This is a genomic window from Phormidesmis sp. 146-33 (assembly GCF_052939515.1).
This window is the reverse complement of record NZ_JBJPHU010000037.1, coordinates 1-17,177: the sequence shown is the minus strand read 5'-3', so window position 1 is coordinate 17,177 and position 17,177 is coordinate 1. Positions and strand designations below refer to the sequence as shown.

Sequence of the window (17,177 nt, the reverse complement as noted above, 5' to 3'; positions counted from 1 at the left end):
TCGCTTGCACGAGTGAAACTATGAGTACTGTCCTAGTTGTTGAAGATTCTTTGACGGATATGCAGATTTTCATCCATTGCTTACAGCAGGGTGGGATCAATGTCTTGGTTGCCCAAAGTGGGGAAGAAGCGATCGCTGCCGTTAATCGGCAAAGGCCTGACGTTGTTGTTCTTGATGTTGTATTACCAGGGTGCAGTGGATTTGAAGTCTGTCGTGAACTCAAATCAAAAGCTGATACCAGCAATATCCCCATTGTTATCTGCTCTACTAAAGGAGGAGAGATGGATAGATTTTGGGGGATGAAGCAAGGAGCAGATGCCTATTTGGCGAAGCCGATTGATCAAGAAGAGTTTGTACGTACCGTTAAACAGATGATTAAAAGTTCAGTCTAAAAGCAAATCAATGTCTGACGCTTTATCTATTTTTGATTCGATGTCACCCTCTGCATTGATGCAGGATTCTACACTTACGGACTCCTCAGCACGTAAGGAACAATTTTTGCGGCTTGATATTGTGCCTGAGACAACAGCCCTTTTGCCTATTCAGCAGATCGCTGAGGTGTTGAGCATTCCGATCGCCCAGATTATTCCTATTCCTCATATGCCTGCTTGGGTGATGGGGGTTCACAATTGGCGGGGCGAGATTCTCTGGATGGTTGACTTAGGGCACCTGTGCGGACTCACACCCTGGTATCAGCAAGCAACTTATCCCTCAGTCTATGAAGTGGTTGTATTACAGATTCACACGGGTAAAGGAACCTTTCCTCATCCTAAAGGGCAGACTCTAGGGCTAGTGGTCGATCGAATAGACGACAGTGAATGGTGTACCCCAGGGGTCATTCAGTCTTTGCCAAAATCCACTGTCAATTCTGAGTTTGAGCGATTTTTGCACGGGTTTTGGTGGAAGTCCAATGATGATATGTTAGCCGTTCTTAATGGAGAAGCGATTATGAGAGCAATGCCCAAACAGCAGGTGTAGTAGCAATTAGAGCCAGAAATATAGCTATCCCATTTGAGTGGTGAGGATTCGGTGTTTAGTAAGCCACCACTCAGATAGGATTGCTATCTAACAATTACAAGTTGGAAGGGCAAAATGTTGCGTTGAGAGCAGCAGCAACCTGCATGAACACCTGGCTTACCGGAGACTCAGGGGACGCGATCGTAATCGGTTGACCCTGATCACCCCCCGCGCAGATCTGCGAATCAATGGGAACTTGACCCAGCAACGTTGCATTGAGTTCTGCTGCTAACTGCTGCCCTCCGCCGCTACCAAAGATGGGAGTAGGCTTGCCGCAATGCTCACAGATCAGATAGCTCATATTCTCGACAATGCCAAGAACTGGTATTCCTACTTGTCGAAACAGATGAATACTTCGCCGCACATCTGATACGGCAACTTGCTGAGGGGTCGTCACGAGAATCACGCCGCAAATTGGGCTTTCTTGTACGATCGTAATCTGGGCATCTCCAGTTCCGGGAGGCAGGTCAATCAGCAAATAATCTAAGTCTCCCCAGACGACTTCGTGAATGAATTGAGTCACGATTTTATGAAGGACAGGGCCTCGCCAAGCAAGCGGATGGTCAGGTTCAGCGAGTAAGCCAACTGAGATGACTTTGATGCCGTGAGCTTCTAATGGCAAAAATCTCTGACCCTCTGGCGTGTCCACGATCGCAACGTCTGTCTGTCCCAAGCCGAGCATCTGAGGCACATTCGGGCCGTAGACATCCGCATCTAGTAAGCCGACCTTGGCACCTTGTAAGCTGAGAGCAGCCGCTAAGTTAACCGCAGTAGTTGATTTTCCTACGCCACCTTTTCCACTAGAAATTGCCAGCGTGGTTCTTACGCCAGGAATTGTACAGAGTTGAATGTATGTTTTCTTACACCACAGTAAAGCAGATAAACTCGACTGTACCTGGTCTTTTAAGGAATGCTGATGCTTTCCAATGTAGAGGCGCAGATAGATGTAGTCGTCTACAACTCTCAGATTTCGCACCATTCCTAAGCTGACGACATCGGTGTTTAGAATGGGTTCAAGAACTTGCTTGAGACATCGAACAACTTCTTGTTGACGATCTTCAGTCAAGGGATCAGGGTCGCTCGGCTCAGAGGATGCGTTGGACTGTTGGAAAGGTGACGAATGACTAGGCATTGGAAGCCTCTTGCCTCGATTCCTGGATTTTCTGGATAGCTCGTTGTGAATAGATACACACATCTCTATCCGGGTCATCCAAGGCTTGCTGGAGCGCATTTAAGGCAGCCTTATTGTTCAAAACGCCCAGCGCGATCGCGGCATCCCGACGAACATCGGAAGACTCATCGGCTAGGGCTTTGATTAAAGCAGGCAAGGTGCGATCGTCGGGTATTTTCTGCAAAGCTTGCAGCGTGAATTTTCTGACTTGCCAATGTTCATCAGACAATGCCGATTCTAAAGCAGGCACCGCTGCTGCATCCGCATGAAGCGCTAGTGATTTTGCAGCATTCCGTCGCACTTGCCAGTCTGAGTCAGACGTTAAGGCTTGACAGAGTGTTGGAACAACTTCAGAATCTGCCAGGTGTCCTAATGTGAGTGCAGCAGCACAGCGAACTGCATTGATTGGATCAGACATTAAAGCGATCGCAGGTTGACAGCGGGCTACCTGGTTGAGGTATCGGAGCGTCGTAACAGCGGCCTCTCGCAGTTCAGCATTTTCAGATTCAAAGAAAGGCAGAACAGACGGCAACGATTGAGCATCATGAATCTTTCTCAACAGAATTAGAAGACTCAATTGCAGGGTTGCATTGTCCCGGTGCAAGGCATCTAGCAACAGCATTAAGTGATCCGTTGAAATAAGTTCACCGAGTGCTGATAAGGCTTCTTCGCGGATTTCTGCATCACTAGAAACAAGGCATTCTACCAGGGCTGGAACCGCTTTGGGATTTGCAAGTTCCCACAAAGCAGTCACGGCTAACTTTTGCACCCCAAAGTTTTCATCCTGAAGTGCAGTAATCAGCGGCTCTAAGGCCTCTTCATCGCCCAAATGCTGAAGCGTTTTGACCGCCACTAACCGATCGCTGACTTCTGGCGATCGCAGCATTTCTAACCACGGGTCAAGTTCAGAATTCATCAATGCTTGCACTCCTCTACCGCAACAAGAATGGAATTTTTACCGTGATGGCGTTTGTCGGACATTCTTTCTCGCAGGGCAAACAGAACCAGCATTCGTCATACTTCATGTAGGCTTTGCCCGTTTCGGGGTTTTTTACCAACACGTCTAAGGGACAGACTTCAATGCAGGCAGTGCATTTTTCTAAGCATTTGGATTCATCAACAATCACCGGAACATCCACACGCTGCATTGCTAAAGCCATAACTCTTTGATCCTTTTGATTCACTAATTGATCACTAATTAACCGTCGCAACTTGTCTGTTTAGCTTAACGAATTGCGACATCGTACACTTCGGTCTCTACGTCTACATCCACAATGTAGGGTTCGATCGATCGCTTAAACAGCGTCATTTCACCTTCGGCTTTTTTGAGATTGACGTGGCAGAACCACTCCTCGTTGTTTTTCTCTGGATAGTCCAGCCGATAGTGATACAGTCCCCAACGGCTCTCTCGACGATATAAAGAGGAACGGGCGGCCATCTCTGCACAGTCGCGAATAAAGTGAACTTCCATACAGCGCATCAACTCGTGGGGATCACGCGCCCCCATCAGATCCAGGGTATCGTGATAGCGCACAAAGTTACTTAAGCCAAGCTCCATTTTGTTAGCTGACTTGGGCGGTTGTAAGTAATCATTCACCAAGCGGCGCAGTTTGTATTCGACCTGAGTATGGGGGACTCCGTTGGGGCGATCGAGCGGGGCATAGATTCTGGCTTTTTCAGCTTCTAGAAACTCGGAATCAGGCTGAACTTGATCTAAATTCTGGCTATATTCCATCGCATTTTGACCCGCCAACCGTCCAAACACAAACGCACCAATCATGTAATTGTGCGGCACACTTGCCATATCGCCAGCCGCATACAGTCCGGGTACAGTGGTTTCTGCCTTTTCGTTAACCCACACTCCAGATGCACTGTGACCACTACACAATCCAATTTCTGAAATGTTCATCTCAACGCCGTGAGTTCGGTAATTTTCGCCCCGCCCTTCGTGAAAGCGGCCTCGGCTCGGACGCTCGTTTGACCAGAGGATAGACTCAATCTCAGAGATAGTGGTTTCGTCTAGATGGGTCATCTTGAGTTGAACGGGCCCTTTACCAGAGTTTAGCTCTTTCCAGACTTCCAACATCATTTGACCGCTCCAGTAGTCGCAGCTAATAAAGCGATGGCCTTCTGCGTTGGCGGTATAGGCTCCAAACGGACTGGCAACATAGGCACAAGCTGGCCCGTTGTAATCCTTCATCAGGGGATTAATTTGAAAACACTCAATGTTACTTAGTTCAGCGCCAGCGTGGTAGGCCATTGAGTAGCCATCTCCCGCATTGGTTGGGTTTTCGTAAGTCCCATACAGGTATCCAGAAGCGGGTAAGCCAAGTCGCCCACAAGCACCTGTGCAAAGAATCACGGCCTTCGCTTGAATCACAACAAAGTCGCCACTTCGCACATCAAAGCCGACTGCCCCGATCGCTCGTCCGTCTTGCACCAAAACACGAGTTGCCATGACTCGATTCGTAACGTTGACTTTGTGCCGTTTGACCTGACGCGCCAAAATCGTCTTGAGGTCTTTCCCTTCTGGCATCGGCAGCACGTATTTACCCACCCGATGCACTTGCTTTAGGTCATAGTTCCCCTGGGTGTCTTTCTGAAACTTCACGCCCCAGCTTTCAAGCTCTTGAATCACCTCAAACCCAAGCTTGCCTGTCTGATAAACCGCTTTCTGATTCACGATGCCATCATTGGCGATCGTCACCTCCCGAACGTACTGCTCAGGAGTCGAATTGCCCGGAATCACAGCCGTATTTACGCCATCCATGCCCATTGCGATCGCGCCACTGCGACGAATGTTGGCTTTCTCCAAAATTAGAACGTTTCCTTCTGGGTTTGCCTGTTTGGCCTTAATTCCTGCCATTGTTCCGGCAGTGCCGCCTCCGATCACAAGAACGTCGGTTTGCACCCATTGTGTATTGACTTGAGTATCCACTCAGATCTCCTTTTATCAGTGATCAAACTATCAGTGATCAAAACCGCGATCAAAACGTTGCAGAATCTCTAATTCTAGCTAATCCAGTTCCATACTCTTGAGCGTTTCTTCTCGAATTAGCTCAAATACTTGACGGTTCAGATTAATAAACTCTGGGGATACGATACTGTCAATGTGACGAGGACGCTCTAGAGACACAGTAATCTCAGCTTTGATTCTGCCCGGATTCACGCCCATGACCAGGATTCGATCGCTTAAAAATAAAGCTTCCTCAATATCGTGCGTCACAAACACAACGGTTGGCTTGAGATCGCTCCAAATATTTAGTAATAGCTCCTGCATCATTTGCCGGGTCTGTGCATCCAGTGCCGCAAATGGCTCATCCATCAACAGCACCGAGGGAGAGTTGACCAACGCTCTGATAATACTCGCACGCTGCTGCATTCCTCCCGAAAGTTGGTAGGGGTAAGAATTGCGATGTTTATAAAGCCCGACTCGATTCAGAAACTCGTCCACCAACGCTTTCCGCTTTGACTTCGGCACTCCCTGGATTTTGAGACCAAATTCCACATTTTGAAACGTCGTTTTCCACGGAAGTAAAGAGTACTGTTGAAAGACAAAGCCTCGATCGGAACTCGGAGACTCAACGCGCTGTTGATCCACGATTACGCTGCCCTCGGTGGGCTGAATAAACCCAGCAATCACGTTCAGAATTGTTGACTTGCCACAGCCCGATGGGCCTAATAAACAAACAAATTCACCCGGATTGATGCTGAAATTGATGGAATCAAGCACATGAGTAGACTGGCCCTTGCGCTTGAAACAAACCGACAAATCTTCAATCTCAACAGATCCCCTCGCCGATCGAACAAAGTGCTTCTCCGCCAGTGTTGCCATGATCACCGATTCCCTGAGTGCAAATGATACCAAAACGGAAGCGTACGGCAGCTATCCTATTTGAGTGGTGAGAGTTCGGTGATTAGTCCTTAGTGGTAAACGGTCAACTAATGGCTAAGAACGAATCACTCAAAACCCGCGATTTCAAGGCTCTCACAACTGATTTAGAACTGCTATCTGTGTACAGCATGCATACAGCTATGTATTTTGCTTCTTTGTGACCCGCCAAGGCATCAGTAGTCGAGTCAGTTGATCGACTAAATAAGCACTCAGCGCACCCATTAAACCGATCAGAAGCATTCCCATGACGATCGGCGGATAGTTTGAGGTGACATAAGACTCCCAGGTGAAATAGCCCACGCCATATCGACCTGCTAAAATCTCAGCCGTAACCAGGCAAAACCAACAGCTACCCATGCCGATCACGAGTCCGCTGGAGATACTTGGCATTGCCCCTGGCACCACAATATCCTTAAACAGGTGCCACTGCTTTGCGCCCAAACATTGCCCCACCCTCAGCAACAACAAATCCGTATTTTCAACGCCACGAATCGTGCTGATCAAAATCGGGAAGAATGCACCAATAAAGGTGATGTAAATCATTCCCGCTTCTGAGTTAGGAAACATCAGGATCGCCAGGGGAATCCAAGCAACCGCTGGGATCGGTCTCAACAACTCCAAGGGTAAGAAGATTAGGTCTTCAACATTCTGAAACCAACCAATCAAAATACCCAGGCTAATTCCTAGAGCGGCGGCGATCGTGAACCCAGCCAACACGCGAACAACACTTGCCTGGATATGCACCATCGGATCGCCCGAAAAGAACTTTAGCGTCGATTCCAGAACCTCCACAGGAGAAGGCAAAAACTCGAAGTTGATGAAAAATTTGAACCTGAGAGCACAGAGAAGTTGCCAAATTCCGAAAAATAGAATTAGAGAAAGCAGTCGCCTCAGCAGCTTGGCATTGACTGGTGAATAGGCAGACGATCGTCCGTTCCGGCGTACGGCAAAACGCTGAGTTTTAACAGCAGATAAGCTTGTCTTAGTGAATAAAGGCTCAGAAGACGGGACAGGCATCGTACACCTCTTAATGATAGAAACCCCGAAAAGCAGCTTGCTGGAGGTAACCCTCAATCCTGAATCGGCTCACAGCCAGGCTTATTTAGCACTGACCAGGATGCCTAACTGAGCAGTCTGAGAATAGGCTTGCTGCAACGCTTTAAAGTCAGCAACCTTAGCGCCCGTCTTACTTGCAAAGACTTGAGCATCTTTTTCAGTCAGAAATGCGGAAACCTCCTCGCCATTACGGACATAGAAGGAATTATCCGCCAGTAGTTTCTCACCAGTGTTGCGATCGTGAACGAAGGTCGCCCCGATCGTCCGCTTATCCACCTTCTGTTTTTGCAGCATTGCCATCATATTTTTAATAGAAGCAAAGCTCATCACCTTGTTTTCACCTTTGATCCAAATCTGAGCCGCCAACTTGGGATCTTTGATTAGCTCTTTGGTTTGAGCATCCTCACCTGTAATCACAGAGCTACTATTCGCGACTTCATCGTAATTCAGCCCCATCTCTTTCATCGCTTGCCGCAAGTAGCTATCATCTGCCCACTTGGGCACGTCGTCTGGGTTGACGGTGGCATCCAACCGACCCAATTGTTTCAGGGTCATCACGCTATTCTTGAGGGCATCAAAGTTAACTTGGCGGATCGTTGGATTAATCTGCTGAACCCCAGAGGGCCCTAGAAACATGTAAACCACTTCTCGCTCAATCCCTGACCATTTCTCGACCTTGGTGGCTAATTCCTCTGGTTTCTCACGAAACATTTTGTTTGCTTCGAGTAGCGCTTTGAGATAGCCCACAACGATTTCTGGGTTTTCTTTTACAAAGTCTGAACGAACCAGGACTCCATGAAAGGTTGGAATTCCTGTTTGTGCTCCGTCAAAAATCTTTCTGGCAAAACCTCGATAAGGAAACAGTTCACCAAAGGGAACAAAGTTGGCGTGGGCAGCAATCTGACTGGTTCTTAAACTGCTTCCTCCCACCTCTGGCGTTTGGCTCACGAGGCGTAGATCTTTTTGGGGATCAATTCCCACATCTTTCAAAGCTTTGAGCAACATGCCGTGAGCAGCAGACCCAAAAGGAACAGAAACGTCTTTGCCTCTCAAATCTTCCAACGTTTGAATGGGGCTGTCTTTAGGAACCATGACAGCATTACCCGCGCCAGTCACACCATAGGCAAGGCTTGCGACATATATGGACTTGACTCCGTTTCCTTTCTGCTGAAACGTTGTCATGTTGAGTGTCGATGGAAAATCACCCATCATCCCAATATCGAGCTGATTTGCCAGCATTTTGTTGGTTACGGGTGGCCCTGATGTATGGCTTGACCACTCAATTTTGTACTCTACATTTTCATACTTGCCCGTTCTCGGTAAATGCTTCTCCAAAAGCTTCTCTTCACGAATGATCGATCCGCCCGTAACCATGTTGATGGTTGGGTCTTGGGTGCCGATCGCAATGCGAATCACTTTTGCAGAATTTTTGCTTGAGGCGTTGCTTACAGCAGGTGCACCAGTGTTTGAGTTACTAGTAGAAGTCTGACTAGAGCAGGCGCTTGTAAAAACCAAAGAAACAGTTAATAGACAAAACGCAAGCTTTTCTGGCAAAAAAATCGGGGACATACGCATGGTAGAAATAGATCTTTAGTTGAAATGGACTATCAGTTTGACGAGGAGAAGGTGAGGGCAACCGTAACCGATCGGGTTAGAACTTATAAAAATCACTTTGCGCTAGTAACTTTAGACCAACAAAGTTAGAATCTTCAAACTGCGGACAGGGGTGAGCACTTGAGCGTACCGCAACACAATTACTCGTCATCACTTCGCCTAGACTCCTTTGCGAGAACAACTTGATCTAATCGTTTCTGTAAATTTCTTTAGAACTCTAATTTTAGAATTCTTAGGCAACATTCATGTGACAGGTTAGCACAGCCTTTAGCATAAATAGTAAGCACCATAAAAATTTTGTGTTTAGTATGCAGTCATGACAATTTCTTAACGTGAACATGCATAGAGAAAAATTTAAGTCTGTATCGGTCACATCAATTCAGGCAGTTTGCACAACTTAATTAGTTTATTTGAATTTGAGTGAACTTGAACCTCCATTAAACAGGCTTTTTAATTAACCGCTCTGTAAAAAACGATACAGCCTCGGTTATCGTAAAAGCAATTACTAAATTCGATACTTTGTTAGTTCTAATACTTGATTAACACCATCACATTATTAAACATGACACTGAGGATTGATCCTAAAAGACAGTATCTGTCTAAGTATTAATCCGACTAGAAAAATTTGAAAGCTACGAGTAAGGGAGCGATCGAGACATCGCTCGTCTTCTATTCTATGGTTTTGGCTGTACTTTCTAGGGAAACAAGTTTTGGTTTGGTTAGAAAGAATGCTTGCTGAAAATTAAACGATGCGATCGACCAGGAATATAACTTTCTACGATAGTAAAACAATGATTACACAGAGGTCGCATTAAACACTTGTATCATTTAATTTCTAAACTCTGAATTTTGCTCTCTTTTTACTTAGATTAACGACACTCAATGTAATTTATTTTACTGTCACTTATAAACCTAACATTAAGTTTTGCTTGACTTTGGCAATACCTGTTGACAAGAATGGATGAGGCAAAAGATCATGTGCTTGCGACTTAGATCCTTAATTGAGTGTCAGCTTGAATAAAATGCATCTATCCGGATAACGTCGCTGAAACTCAGTTGCTAGAACTTAGTCGCTTAAATTTACTGGAACCTAAATGTTTTAGATGTTTCACGGAACGGGGTTGCAGATACAGTAGTGTCACGAATACAGTAGTGTTACGAATACAGTAGTGTCACGACTTCTTTTGCCACTTGTCAGAAAATACGATTCCAGGGGCTTCACCAAGTAAAGGTTTCAAAAGTAAAGGTTTCAAAAAAAGCCTGATGACTCTTCAAGCGGTGGCAAAGAACAAACACACTAACTAGATACGGTTCTCCATAGCTCGTCGGAATTCTAGTATTGTAAGCAGAGCTTAGTCATCTATGTTGTTGATTCACAATTGTTGACTCACAGGTTGACTCACAGGCTCATCTCAACAAGCCATTATTCCGAGAGTCGCTAAAAGTGATTAATTCTGAGAGTCGCTGAATTCGTCGGTGCATCGCTGTTGCGCTCACGTTATGCCACTCCCTTACCTTGTCGTACTTACATTTACTCTCGTAACGAGTAGATAGGTTTGCCATAGTAAGGGACTAGCGCGGAAATGAAGTACCCACTAAAAATGGATTTTGGTAGGGACATGGTATTGCCATACTTCTACACGAGTACATCATTCATCCGCAAGTCGCCAAGTGGTGGTCAATAGCTCGGTTGTGTAACGGAATGAAACAGCCATCAAATCTTATTGGTCGGATTTGTCTGTATTATAAGCGGCTCTTTAATTTTATTTACATACTTAAGTTTTCTCCCACTGCCTACTTGACTAGACTTTCGATTTTATAGGGGTGCTTCTTGTAAGCTGCAATGTCTTTCCAGGGTGGGTTTCAGCTTACGGCCTGAAATTTGGTTAAAACGCCACTACTCAAGACATGAAATTCGTTTCTAGAGTATTGACGGAAGCTCGATTTGTTTTGAGGTGCAATTTTCTATGCTGTTAGCCATCAAGCAACGGTTTCCTCTTTTACAGCATGGGTGCATCCGCTATAGCAGTCCTCAATCAGTTGTAAGAATCTTGAAATAGCACGTTCCTAGTTCTTGACCGTTAATTGACGGCTAACCACTAAGGACTAACCACAGAATTTTTACCACTCAAATGGCATAGCTATAGTTTGACCATTCGTTCGATAAGCGTTAATTTCTGCTCTTCTGGTGTCTCCTTCTTGGAGCGACTGACCGCCAATTCCCTACTGTTGAAAAGGTTTGTAACATGGCTAAAACACCCGCTAAGACCACTCCCCGGAACACAACTCAGAATCAAACTGCGGTAGACAGCATTCACGATATGGATGCAATAGCAATTCAGCTTGATCCTGTCCATGCAGCCCTTCAATCATCTCGATCGACGATAGCGGATCTAAGCAGAGACAGTTTACAAATACCTCCACAGGCGGGACTCGTTGGTTGGTGGCAGCGACTCAGCGTTAGGGTAAAAGCAACTGCTCTCGCGATCGTTATTGGCACAACGCCAGTATTGATCATTGGAGGAGTCGCCTACTACTTCGCCAATCAATCGATTACGACTCAAACTGAGGAATTTGGGAAGTCAAAAGCCGCAGACTTGCAGAATAAAGCAAGTTTATTCATGCGCGATCGACTTGAAGATATTAAGGGGATCGCAAACCTGGATGCTTTTACAGATCCCGAATTACGCTCAAAGATGAGTGCACAAGACAAGGCAGAAGTTCTCACTCAGCTTCTTGAGAGTTACAGAAACTATGACAGCATTGCTATTTTTGCTCTCGACGGGAATGTGATTGCTCAAACCCCAGGTTCACCCCTGGATAACCAACTTAACCAGGACTATTTTCAGGCTGCACTCAAGACCAACGGCGCAATCTTAAGCCAGCCAGTTGTTTCAAAAAGCTCAGGCATCTTCAGCGTTGAAATCGCCTCCACGGTCAAAGACAAAGTAACGGGTCAACCGATCGCAGTCGTCCGCGGCCGGATGCCTGTAGAGTTCTTAGAAGATGTGATTCGCAACTTTGGCACTCAAGGAATTCAATACTATCTCCTTGATGCCTCTGAAGAGATTTTCATTGGCCCAACAGGAACAACCGAAGGAACTAGGGTGAGAGCAGTCCCTTCTTCAGGAGTACAAGCTACAGACTTCAAAGAAGTGTACAGCCCAGTGTTGCCCGGCGATATTTATCCTGACTTTAAAGACTTAAAAGCAGCGGAGCAAGCGGATGTTGCCCTGTCTACCAACACAAGAACAAAGACTGAGCAACTGCTCGCTTATAGCCCTCCTGTTACAGTGCAAGGACTGCCAGACCTTAATTGGCGAGCAATCATCTCGATGGATACCGCAGTCGCGTTTGCACCGCAGCAACAGCTACTTTCTACTTTGACCATTGGAACTGGAATTACGGCCTTGCTCGTCGCGATATTGGCCACACTCATTGCAAACCGAGCGACCCGTCCAATCCTTGCGGCGGCGGCAGCAGTCGAGAAAATTGGTCAAGGTGATTTGAAAACTCGTTTACGCATTCGAGGTGAAGACGAAGTTGCCTCGCTAGGAGACAACATTAATTACATGGCTAATCAGCTACAACTTTCATCAGAGGCACAAACCTTTGAAGCTAGCCAAGAACGTCAACTGACCGCAGCAAAAGGATCAGGTGTGGTACGGGAAAAGGATCTTCAATTGATCTTTGATCAGGCAGTCGAAGATTCTCGTCGGCTTCTCAAGCTCGATCGCATCGTTATTTATCGCTTTGATACTGGTTCCAGCGGAGTAATTTCTGAATCAGTTGAGGCAGGCTGGTCTAGTGCTCTGGATGGAAACATTAGTGATTCCTGCATACCAGAAGCGCTACGCGAAGCTTATCAAGAGGGGCGGATTGTTGCGGTGAGTGACGTAACTCAGGCAAACTTCCATCCAGAGCATTTAAAGTTGCTGGAGGGTCTAGAAGTCAAAGCTAGTCTTATCGTTCCGATCGCGAGCGCCAACCAACCTTTTGGCTTGCTGATAGCTCATTCCTGCTCGGCAACTCACGATTGGCAAGAGTTTGAGATCAACTTTCTCAAGCGGCTCGGTTATGAGCTTGGACTAACCATTTACCGGGTTGAACTACTGGAACAAACCACTCGCCTCGCAGAGGAGCAACGTCAACTTAAAGAAGGACTACAAAAGCGTGCTTTAGAGCTACTTCTAGAAGTCGATCCGATTAGTAAAGGGGATCTGACGACTCGCGCAAAAGTAACCGTGGACGAAATCGGCACGATCGCTGACTCTTATAATGCCACCGTAGATAGCTTGCGGAAAATCGTGCTGCAAGTGCAGGAATCCACCGACCAAGTGGTAGAAACAACCAGTACGAGTGAAACGTCAGTGCAATTGCTCTCAGGGGAAGCGCTTCGCCAAGCAGAGGAAATTGGTGTTGCTCTGGATCTGGTGAAAGAAATGGCGATTGCAGTTCGAGAGGTTGCAGCCAACGCAGAACAAGCTGAAGTGGCAGTGCGACTGGCAGCCGAGACGGTTAAGGAAGGAGATGAAGCGATGAACCGAACCGTTGATGGAATTCAAGCGATTCGGGTAACGGTTGCTGAGACGGCCAAAAAAGTGAAATATCTAGGGGAGTCTTCTCAGAAAATTTCTACGGTTGTAGACCTGATTAGCGCTTTCGCGGCTCAAACCAATATGCTGGCGTTGAATGCTTCGATCGCAGCCTCGCGCGCGGGAGAAGACGGGAGAAGCTTTGCAGTCGTTGCCGAAGAGGTACGGGCACTAGCGCGACAATCGGCGGATGCGACGGGAGACATTAAAAAGCTAGTTGTCAACATTCAAACAGAGACAAGAGAGGTGGTTGCCGCGATGGAATCAGGAACTGAGCAGGTGGTGATGGGAACAAAGCTTGTAGATGAAACTCGACAAAGCCTGAATAAAATTACAGCGGTGAGTACTCAAATTGGTCACTTAGTTGAAGCGATCGCTCAAGCAACTGTGGTACAGTCCAAAACCTCTGAGACGGTTGCTGAAACTATTCAAGATGTGGCAGCGATCGCAAATAAGACCTCCAATGAAGCCAATCAAGTTTCTTTCTCTTTTGCACAACTCCGAAAAGTGGCTCAAACGCTTCAAGAAAGTGTAGGTAAATTCAAAGTGAGCTAATGTTCTCCTACTTTCTACTTCCTACTTTCTACTTCCTACTTCCTACCGCTTGTCAGGCTAAAGCAATGATAATCTAGCAACAAGCCTGATCACTGATCACTAACCACTGAATTACTGGGCTACTATAGCCATCCTAAATCAGTTGTAAGCATCTTCAAATTGCGAGTTGTTAGTGATTAGTTCTTAGCCATTGATTGCGGCTAGTCACTAACTACTGAATTCTCACAAATCAAATAGGATAGCTATATGGCACTTGACCCTGATATTCGTGACCAAGCTTACCAGTTTTTCGTCGAAGAGGCTCCTGAGTTACTACAGATTCTCGAAGTAGGGTTACTGACGTTGAGACAAGAACGCAGTACTGCCAAAGTTCATAACTTGATGCGGGCTGCTCATTCCCTGAAAGGAGGCGCTGCGAGTGTGGGCTTGGATGCGATCGCGACCCTGGCTCACCGACTTGAAAATGTTTTTAAGGCGCTCTACAGTGAGGCCTTGGAGATTGATGCTGACCTAGAAAGCCAATTGCTGCAATCTTATGATTGTCTTCGATTGCCTCTGATGGAGCAAATCACTACGGGAACTTTCGACCCAGAAGCCGCTTTAGCGATCGCAGATTCCATTTTTAGCCAACTTGAGGAACGATGCGGCGATACCCTGCTCCAGGCAGATAGCTACCTTCCTAGCTCAACTGATCTGGGAGTCGATATGATTTCCGCCATTTTTGAAGTAGATGTTGCTCAAGGCTTAGAGCGTTTGGCGAGGGTGATCTCTCATCCTCAAGAGTATGAGGTTGCTGGAGAAGTCAGGGCACAGGTTGAAGTCTTTGAAGGGTTTGCTGAATTTTTGAACTTGCCAGGGTTTGGGGCAATCGCTAAAACAGTACAGCAGGCCCTGAATGCTCATCCCGATCGCGCTTTAGAAATTACCCAACTAGCACTCGCTGATTTTGAATGTAATAAACAGGCGGTGCTAACAGGCGATCGCTCTCAAGAATTTGGCCCTTCTGCTACGTTAGCAGCCTTGGCAGGCATTGATGCAAGCGTCTTAAATTCAACGACTCCTCACGAAATACAGCCTACTTCTGAGACAGAAGAAACGATCGCAGATCTCGAAATCTCGCTTTCTCTGTTACAAAGTACTTTTGGTGGCGCGAATGTTAAGTTTGACGCTACAGAGATACTAGAAATAGAATCATCTACACCGTCGATCGAACCAATAATCGAGCCAACAATCGTTGAGCCTTTGCTGCAAAACAACACCGCACCCACATTTCCAACAGATCTAGCAACTAACCCTGCCGATCTCAATCAACACGCTCAGACGGGACAACTAGCGCGACTCGACCACCAGACTGATGGACTGCTCCAGGTTAGTCAATCTTTTGAGCTATCTCCACTCAATCAAGCGAGTCAGACTATCTACAATCAGCAACTTGAAGCACCCTCTCCTCCTAGTTTGACTGTTCGAGTTGATGCAGAGCGACTGGAACGAATCAATAATTTAGTCGGCGAACTAGCCATTAATCGCGATGGTCTTTCCCTTCAAAATGATCAGCTACAAGGCTCACTACGAGAGCTACTCGATCGTTTCGCACAATTTCAAAAGATGGTGCATCGCATTGGGAAGCTATCTGATCAAATGCTAATTGCACCGGAGCGGCAACACCCAGGTAATAAGCCAGTCTCAGAACGGGGAGGAGAACCTGATAAAACGTCTGCTAATGTCCATCATCTCGTTTTTCCTAGTTTTGCATCGACTGAATTTGACCCGCTCGAAATGGATAACTATGGAGCTTTACAGTCTCAGGTTCAAGAGATCCTTGAGAGCATGATGCAAATGGAAGAAACGGTTGAGGACATTGCGTTATTCAGCAAACAACCGCATCAAATGCTGATTCAGCAACGTCGGATGGTGACTCATCTGAGAGACGAGATCATGCAGGCACGAATGATGCCGCTACATGAAGTTTTGAATCGGTTTCATCGAGTCCTGCGAGACCTATCGACGACTCACCACAAGCCTGTTAGCTTGACGCTGATCGGCGCTGAGATCTTGGTTGAAAAATCAATCCTGGAAAAACTCTACGACCCATTGCTGCATTTACTCCATAACGCTTTCGATCATGGTATTGAACCCTTGGAAGTCAGGCAACAACGTGACAAACCAGAACAGGGGCAGATTGTAATTCGGGCGTATCACAAAGGAAATCAAACGATTATTGAAGTCAAAGATGATGGGCAAGGGCTAGATCTCGATCGGATTCAGAAGCGAGCAATTGATCTGGGATGGCTCTCTTCTGAACAACTTGCTATCACATCCCCTAATCAGCTTTGCGAATTAATTTTTGCACCAGGATTTTCAACTGCCCAGCAGGTTAGCAGACTTTCTGGGCGAGGAGTGGGGCTAGATGTGGTGCGATCGCAGTTGCGCTCAATCAAAGGGACTGTCACAGTAGCTTCTACTACCGAGCGGGGAACGACCTTTACTTTACAGTTACCACTAACCCTGACCATTGCGAATTTAGCTGTTTGCTTGACTGGCACGACTGCACTAGCTTTGCCGATCGACAGCATTGAGGAAATTGTCACTCCAAAAATTGAAGAAGTTCGACAATCAGGCACACAGCGCTTTCTATACTGGCAAGAGAAGATTATCCCAATCGATCGGCTTGCTAACCTTTTAGACTATCGTTGTCCACTGCCAGATGCTCCTCTCAGCAAAACGTTAGTCGTTGTGCCTTCTCCTGAGACCTGGGCACTGCCAGTGCTAATTTTGCGTCAAGAGCAGCAGATTTTTGCTTTGGAGGTTGATAGTTTGGTCACTGAGCAAGAGTTAGTCATTAAGCCTTTCAGTGCTATACTCGCACCTCCTACATACGTTTACGGCTGTACTGTTTTGGCAGATGGTAGCTTAGTCCCAGTCATTGATGGCGCGGCTCTATTGAGTCTAAACCAAGCACAAAGCAGAAGTAGGATCGCACCCACAAATGAATCCGAACTACTTGCTGTTTCTAACAGTCAAACATTGTCAGTTAGCGAACGCTCAACCTTTATCAAAACAACTCAAACTCCTACAGTTCTTGTGGTCGATGATGCTGCGTCCTTACGGCGACCTCTAGCCCTAACTCTAGAAAGAGCAGGGTTTCGAGTTTTACAAGCACAGGATGGTTGGGAAGCGATCGATCAGTTGCGTCAAAATTCACCTATAGAACTTGTGATCTGTGATATTGAAATGCCTAATATGAATGGGTTTGAGTTTCTTAACTACCGCCGTC

General features: G+C 46.5%; 11 protein-coding genes. 4 read left to right on the top strand and 7 right to left on the bottom strand.

What is annotated here, in order from left to right; all coding sequences use genetic code 11:
- Positions 1-20: 20 nt before the first annotated feature.
- On the top strand, positions 21-392 hold the full coding sequence (locus ACJ2PR_RS16305; RefSeq protein WP_446859943.1) for a response regulator transcription factor: 372 nt from the start codon (positions 21-23) through the stop codon (positions 390-392).
- Between the two features lie 10 nt (positions 393-402).
- Positions 403-978, top strand: a complete 576-nt coding sequence (locus ACJ2PR_RS16300) for a chemotaxis protein CheW (RefSeq protein ID WP_446877777.1) — start codon at positions 403-405, stop codon at positions 976-978.
- Between the two features lie 94 nt (positions 979-1,072).
- On the opposite strand, the gene ACJ2PR_RS16295 is transcribed toward ACJ2PR_RS16300, so the two are convergent.
- The 7 genes from ACJ2PR_RS16295 to ACJ2PR_RS16265 form a co-directional block, all read right to left on the bottom strand.
- The gene (locus ACJ2PR_RS16295) at positions 1,073-2,149 is read right to left on the bottom strand and encodes an Mrp/NBP35 family ATP-binding protein (RefSeq protein ID WP_446877776.1); all 1,077 of its coding nucleotides are present in this window, start codon (positions 2,147-2,149) and stop codon (positions 1,073-1,075) included.
- Complete coding sequence (locus ACJ2PR_RS16290; protein WP_446859946.1) at positions 2,142-3,104, bottom strand: HEAT repeat domain-containing protein; 963 nt, start codon at positions 3,102-3,104, stop codon at positions 2,142-2,144. The genes ACJ2PR_RS16295 and ACJ2PR_RS16290 overlap by 8 nt, the downstream gene beginning before the upstream one ends.
- A 16-nt stretch (positions 3,105-3,120) precedes the next feature.
- Positions 3,121-3,348, bottom strand: coding sequence for a 4Fe-4S dicluster domain-containing protein (locus ACJ2PR_RS16285; RefSeq protein ID WP_446859947.1), 228 nt, complete (start codon positions 3,346-3,348; stop codon positions 3,121-3,123).
- 65 nt (positions 3,349-3,413) lie between these two features.
- On the bottom strand, positions 3,414-5,126 hold the full coding sequence (locus ACJ2PR_RS16280; protein WP_446877775.1) for a fumarate reductase/succinate dehydrogenase flavoprotein subunit: 1,713 nt from the start codon (positions 5,124-5,126) through the stop codon (positions 3,414-3,416).
- A 78-nt stretch (positions 5,127-5,204) separates the two neighbouring features.
- A complete protein-coding gene (locus ACJ2PR_RS16275) occupies positions 5,205-6,023 on the bottom strand; it encodes an ABC transporter ATP-binding protein (protein ID WP_446859949.1) in 819 nt (272 codons plus the stop codon).
- 198 nt (positions 6,024-6,221) lie between these two features.
- Positions 6,222-7,100: an ABC transporter permease gene (locus ACJ2PR_RS16270; RefSeq protein ID WP_446877774.1), complete on the bottom strand. Its 879-nt coding sequence runs from the start codon at positions 7,098-7,100 to the stop codon at positions 6,222-6,224.
- A gap of 81 nt (positions 7,101-7,181) precedes the next feature.
- Positions 7,182-8,708 carry an ABC transporter substrate-binding protein gene (locus ACJ2PR_RS16265; RefSeq protein ID WP_446877773.1) on the bottom strand — a complete coding sequence of 509 codons (1,527 nt, stop codon included), beginning with the start codon at positions 8,706-8,708 and terminating at the stop codon, positions 7,182-7,184.
- Between the two features lie 2,291 nt (positions 8,709-10,999).
- Between ACJ2PR_RS16265 and ACJ2PR_RS16260 the strand changes: the two genes are divergently transcribed.
- The gene (locus tag ACJ2PR_RS16260; protein WP_446877772.1) at positions 11,000-13,903 is read left to right on the top strand and encodes a methyl-accepting chemotaxis protein; all 2,904 of its coding nucleotides are present in this window, start codon (positions 11,000-11,002) and stop codon (positions 13,901-13,903) included.
- A gap of 246 nt (positions 13,904-14,149) precedes the next feature.
- A partial coding sequence (locus tag ACJ2PR_RS16255) for a hybrid sensor histidine kinase/response regulator (protein ID WP_446877771.1) occupies positions 14,150-17,177 on the top strand: 3,028 nt, incomplete at its 3' end.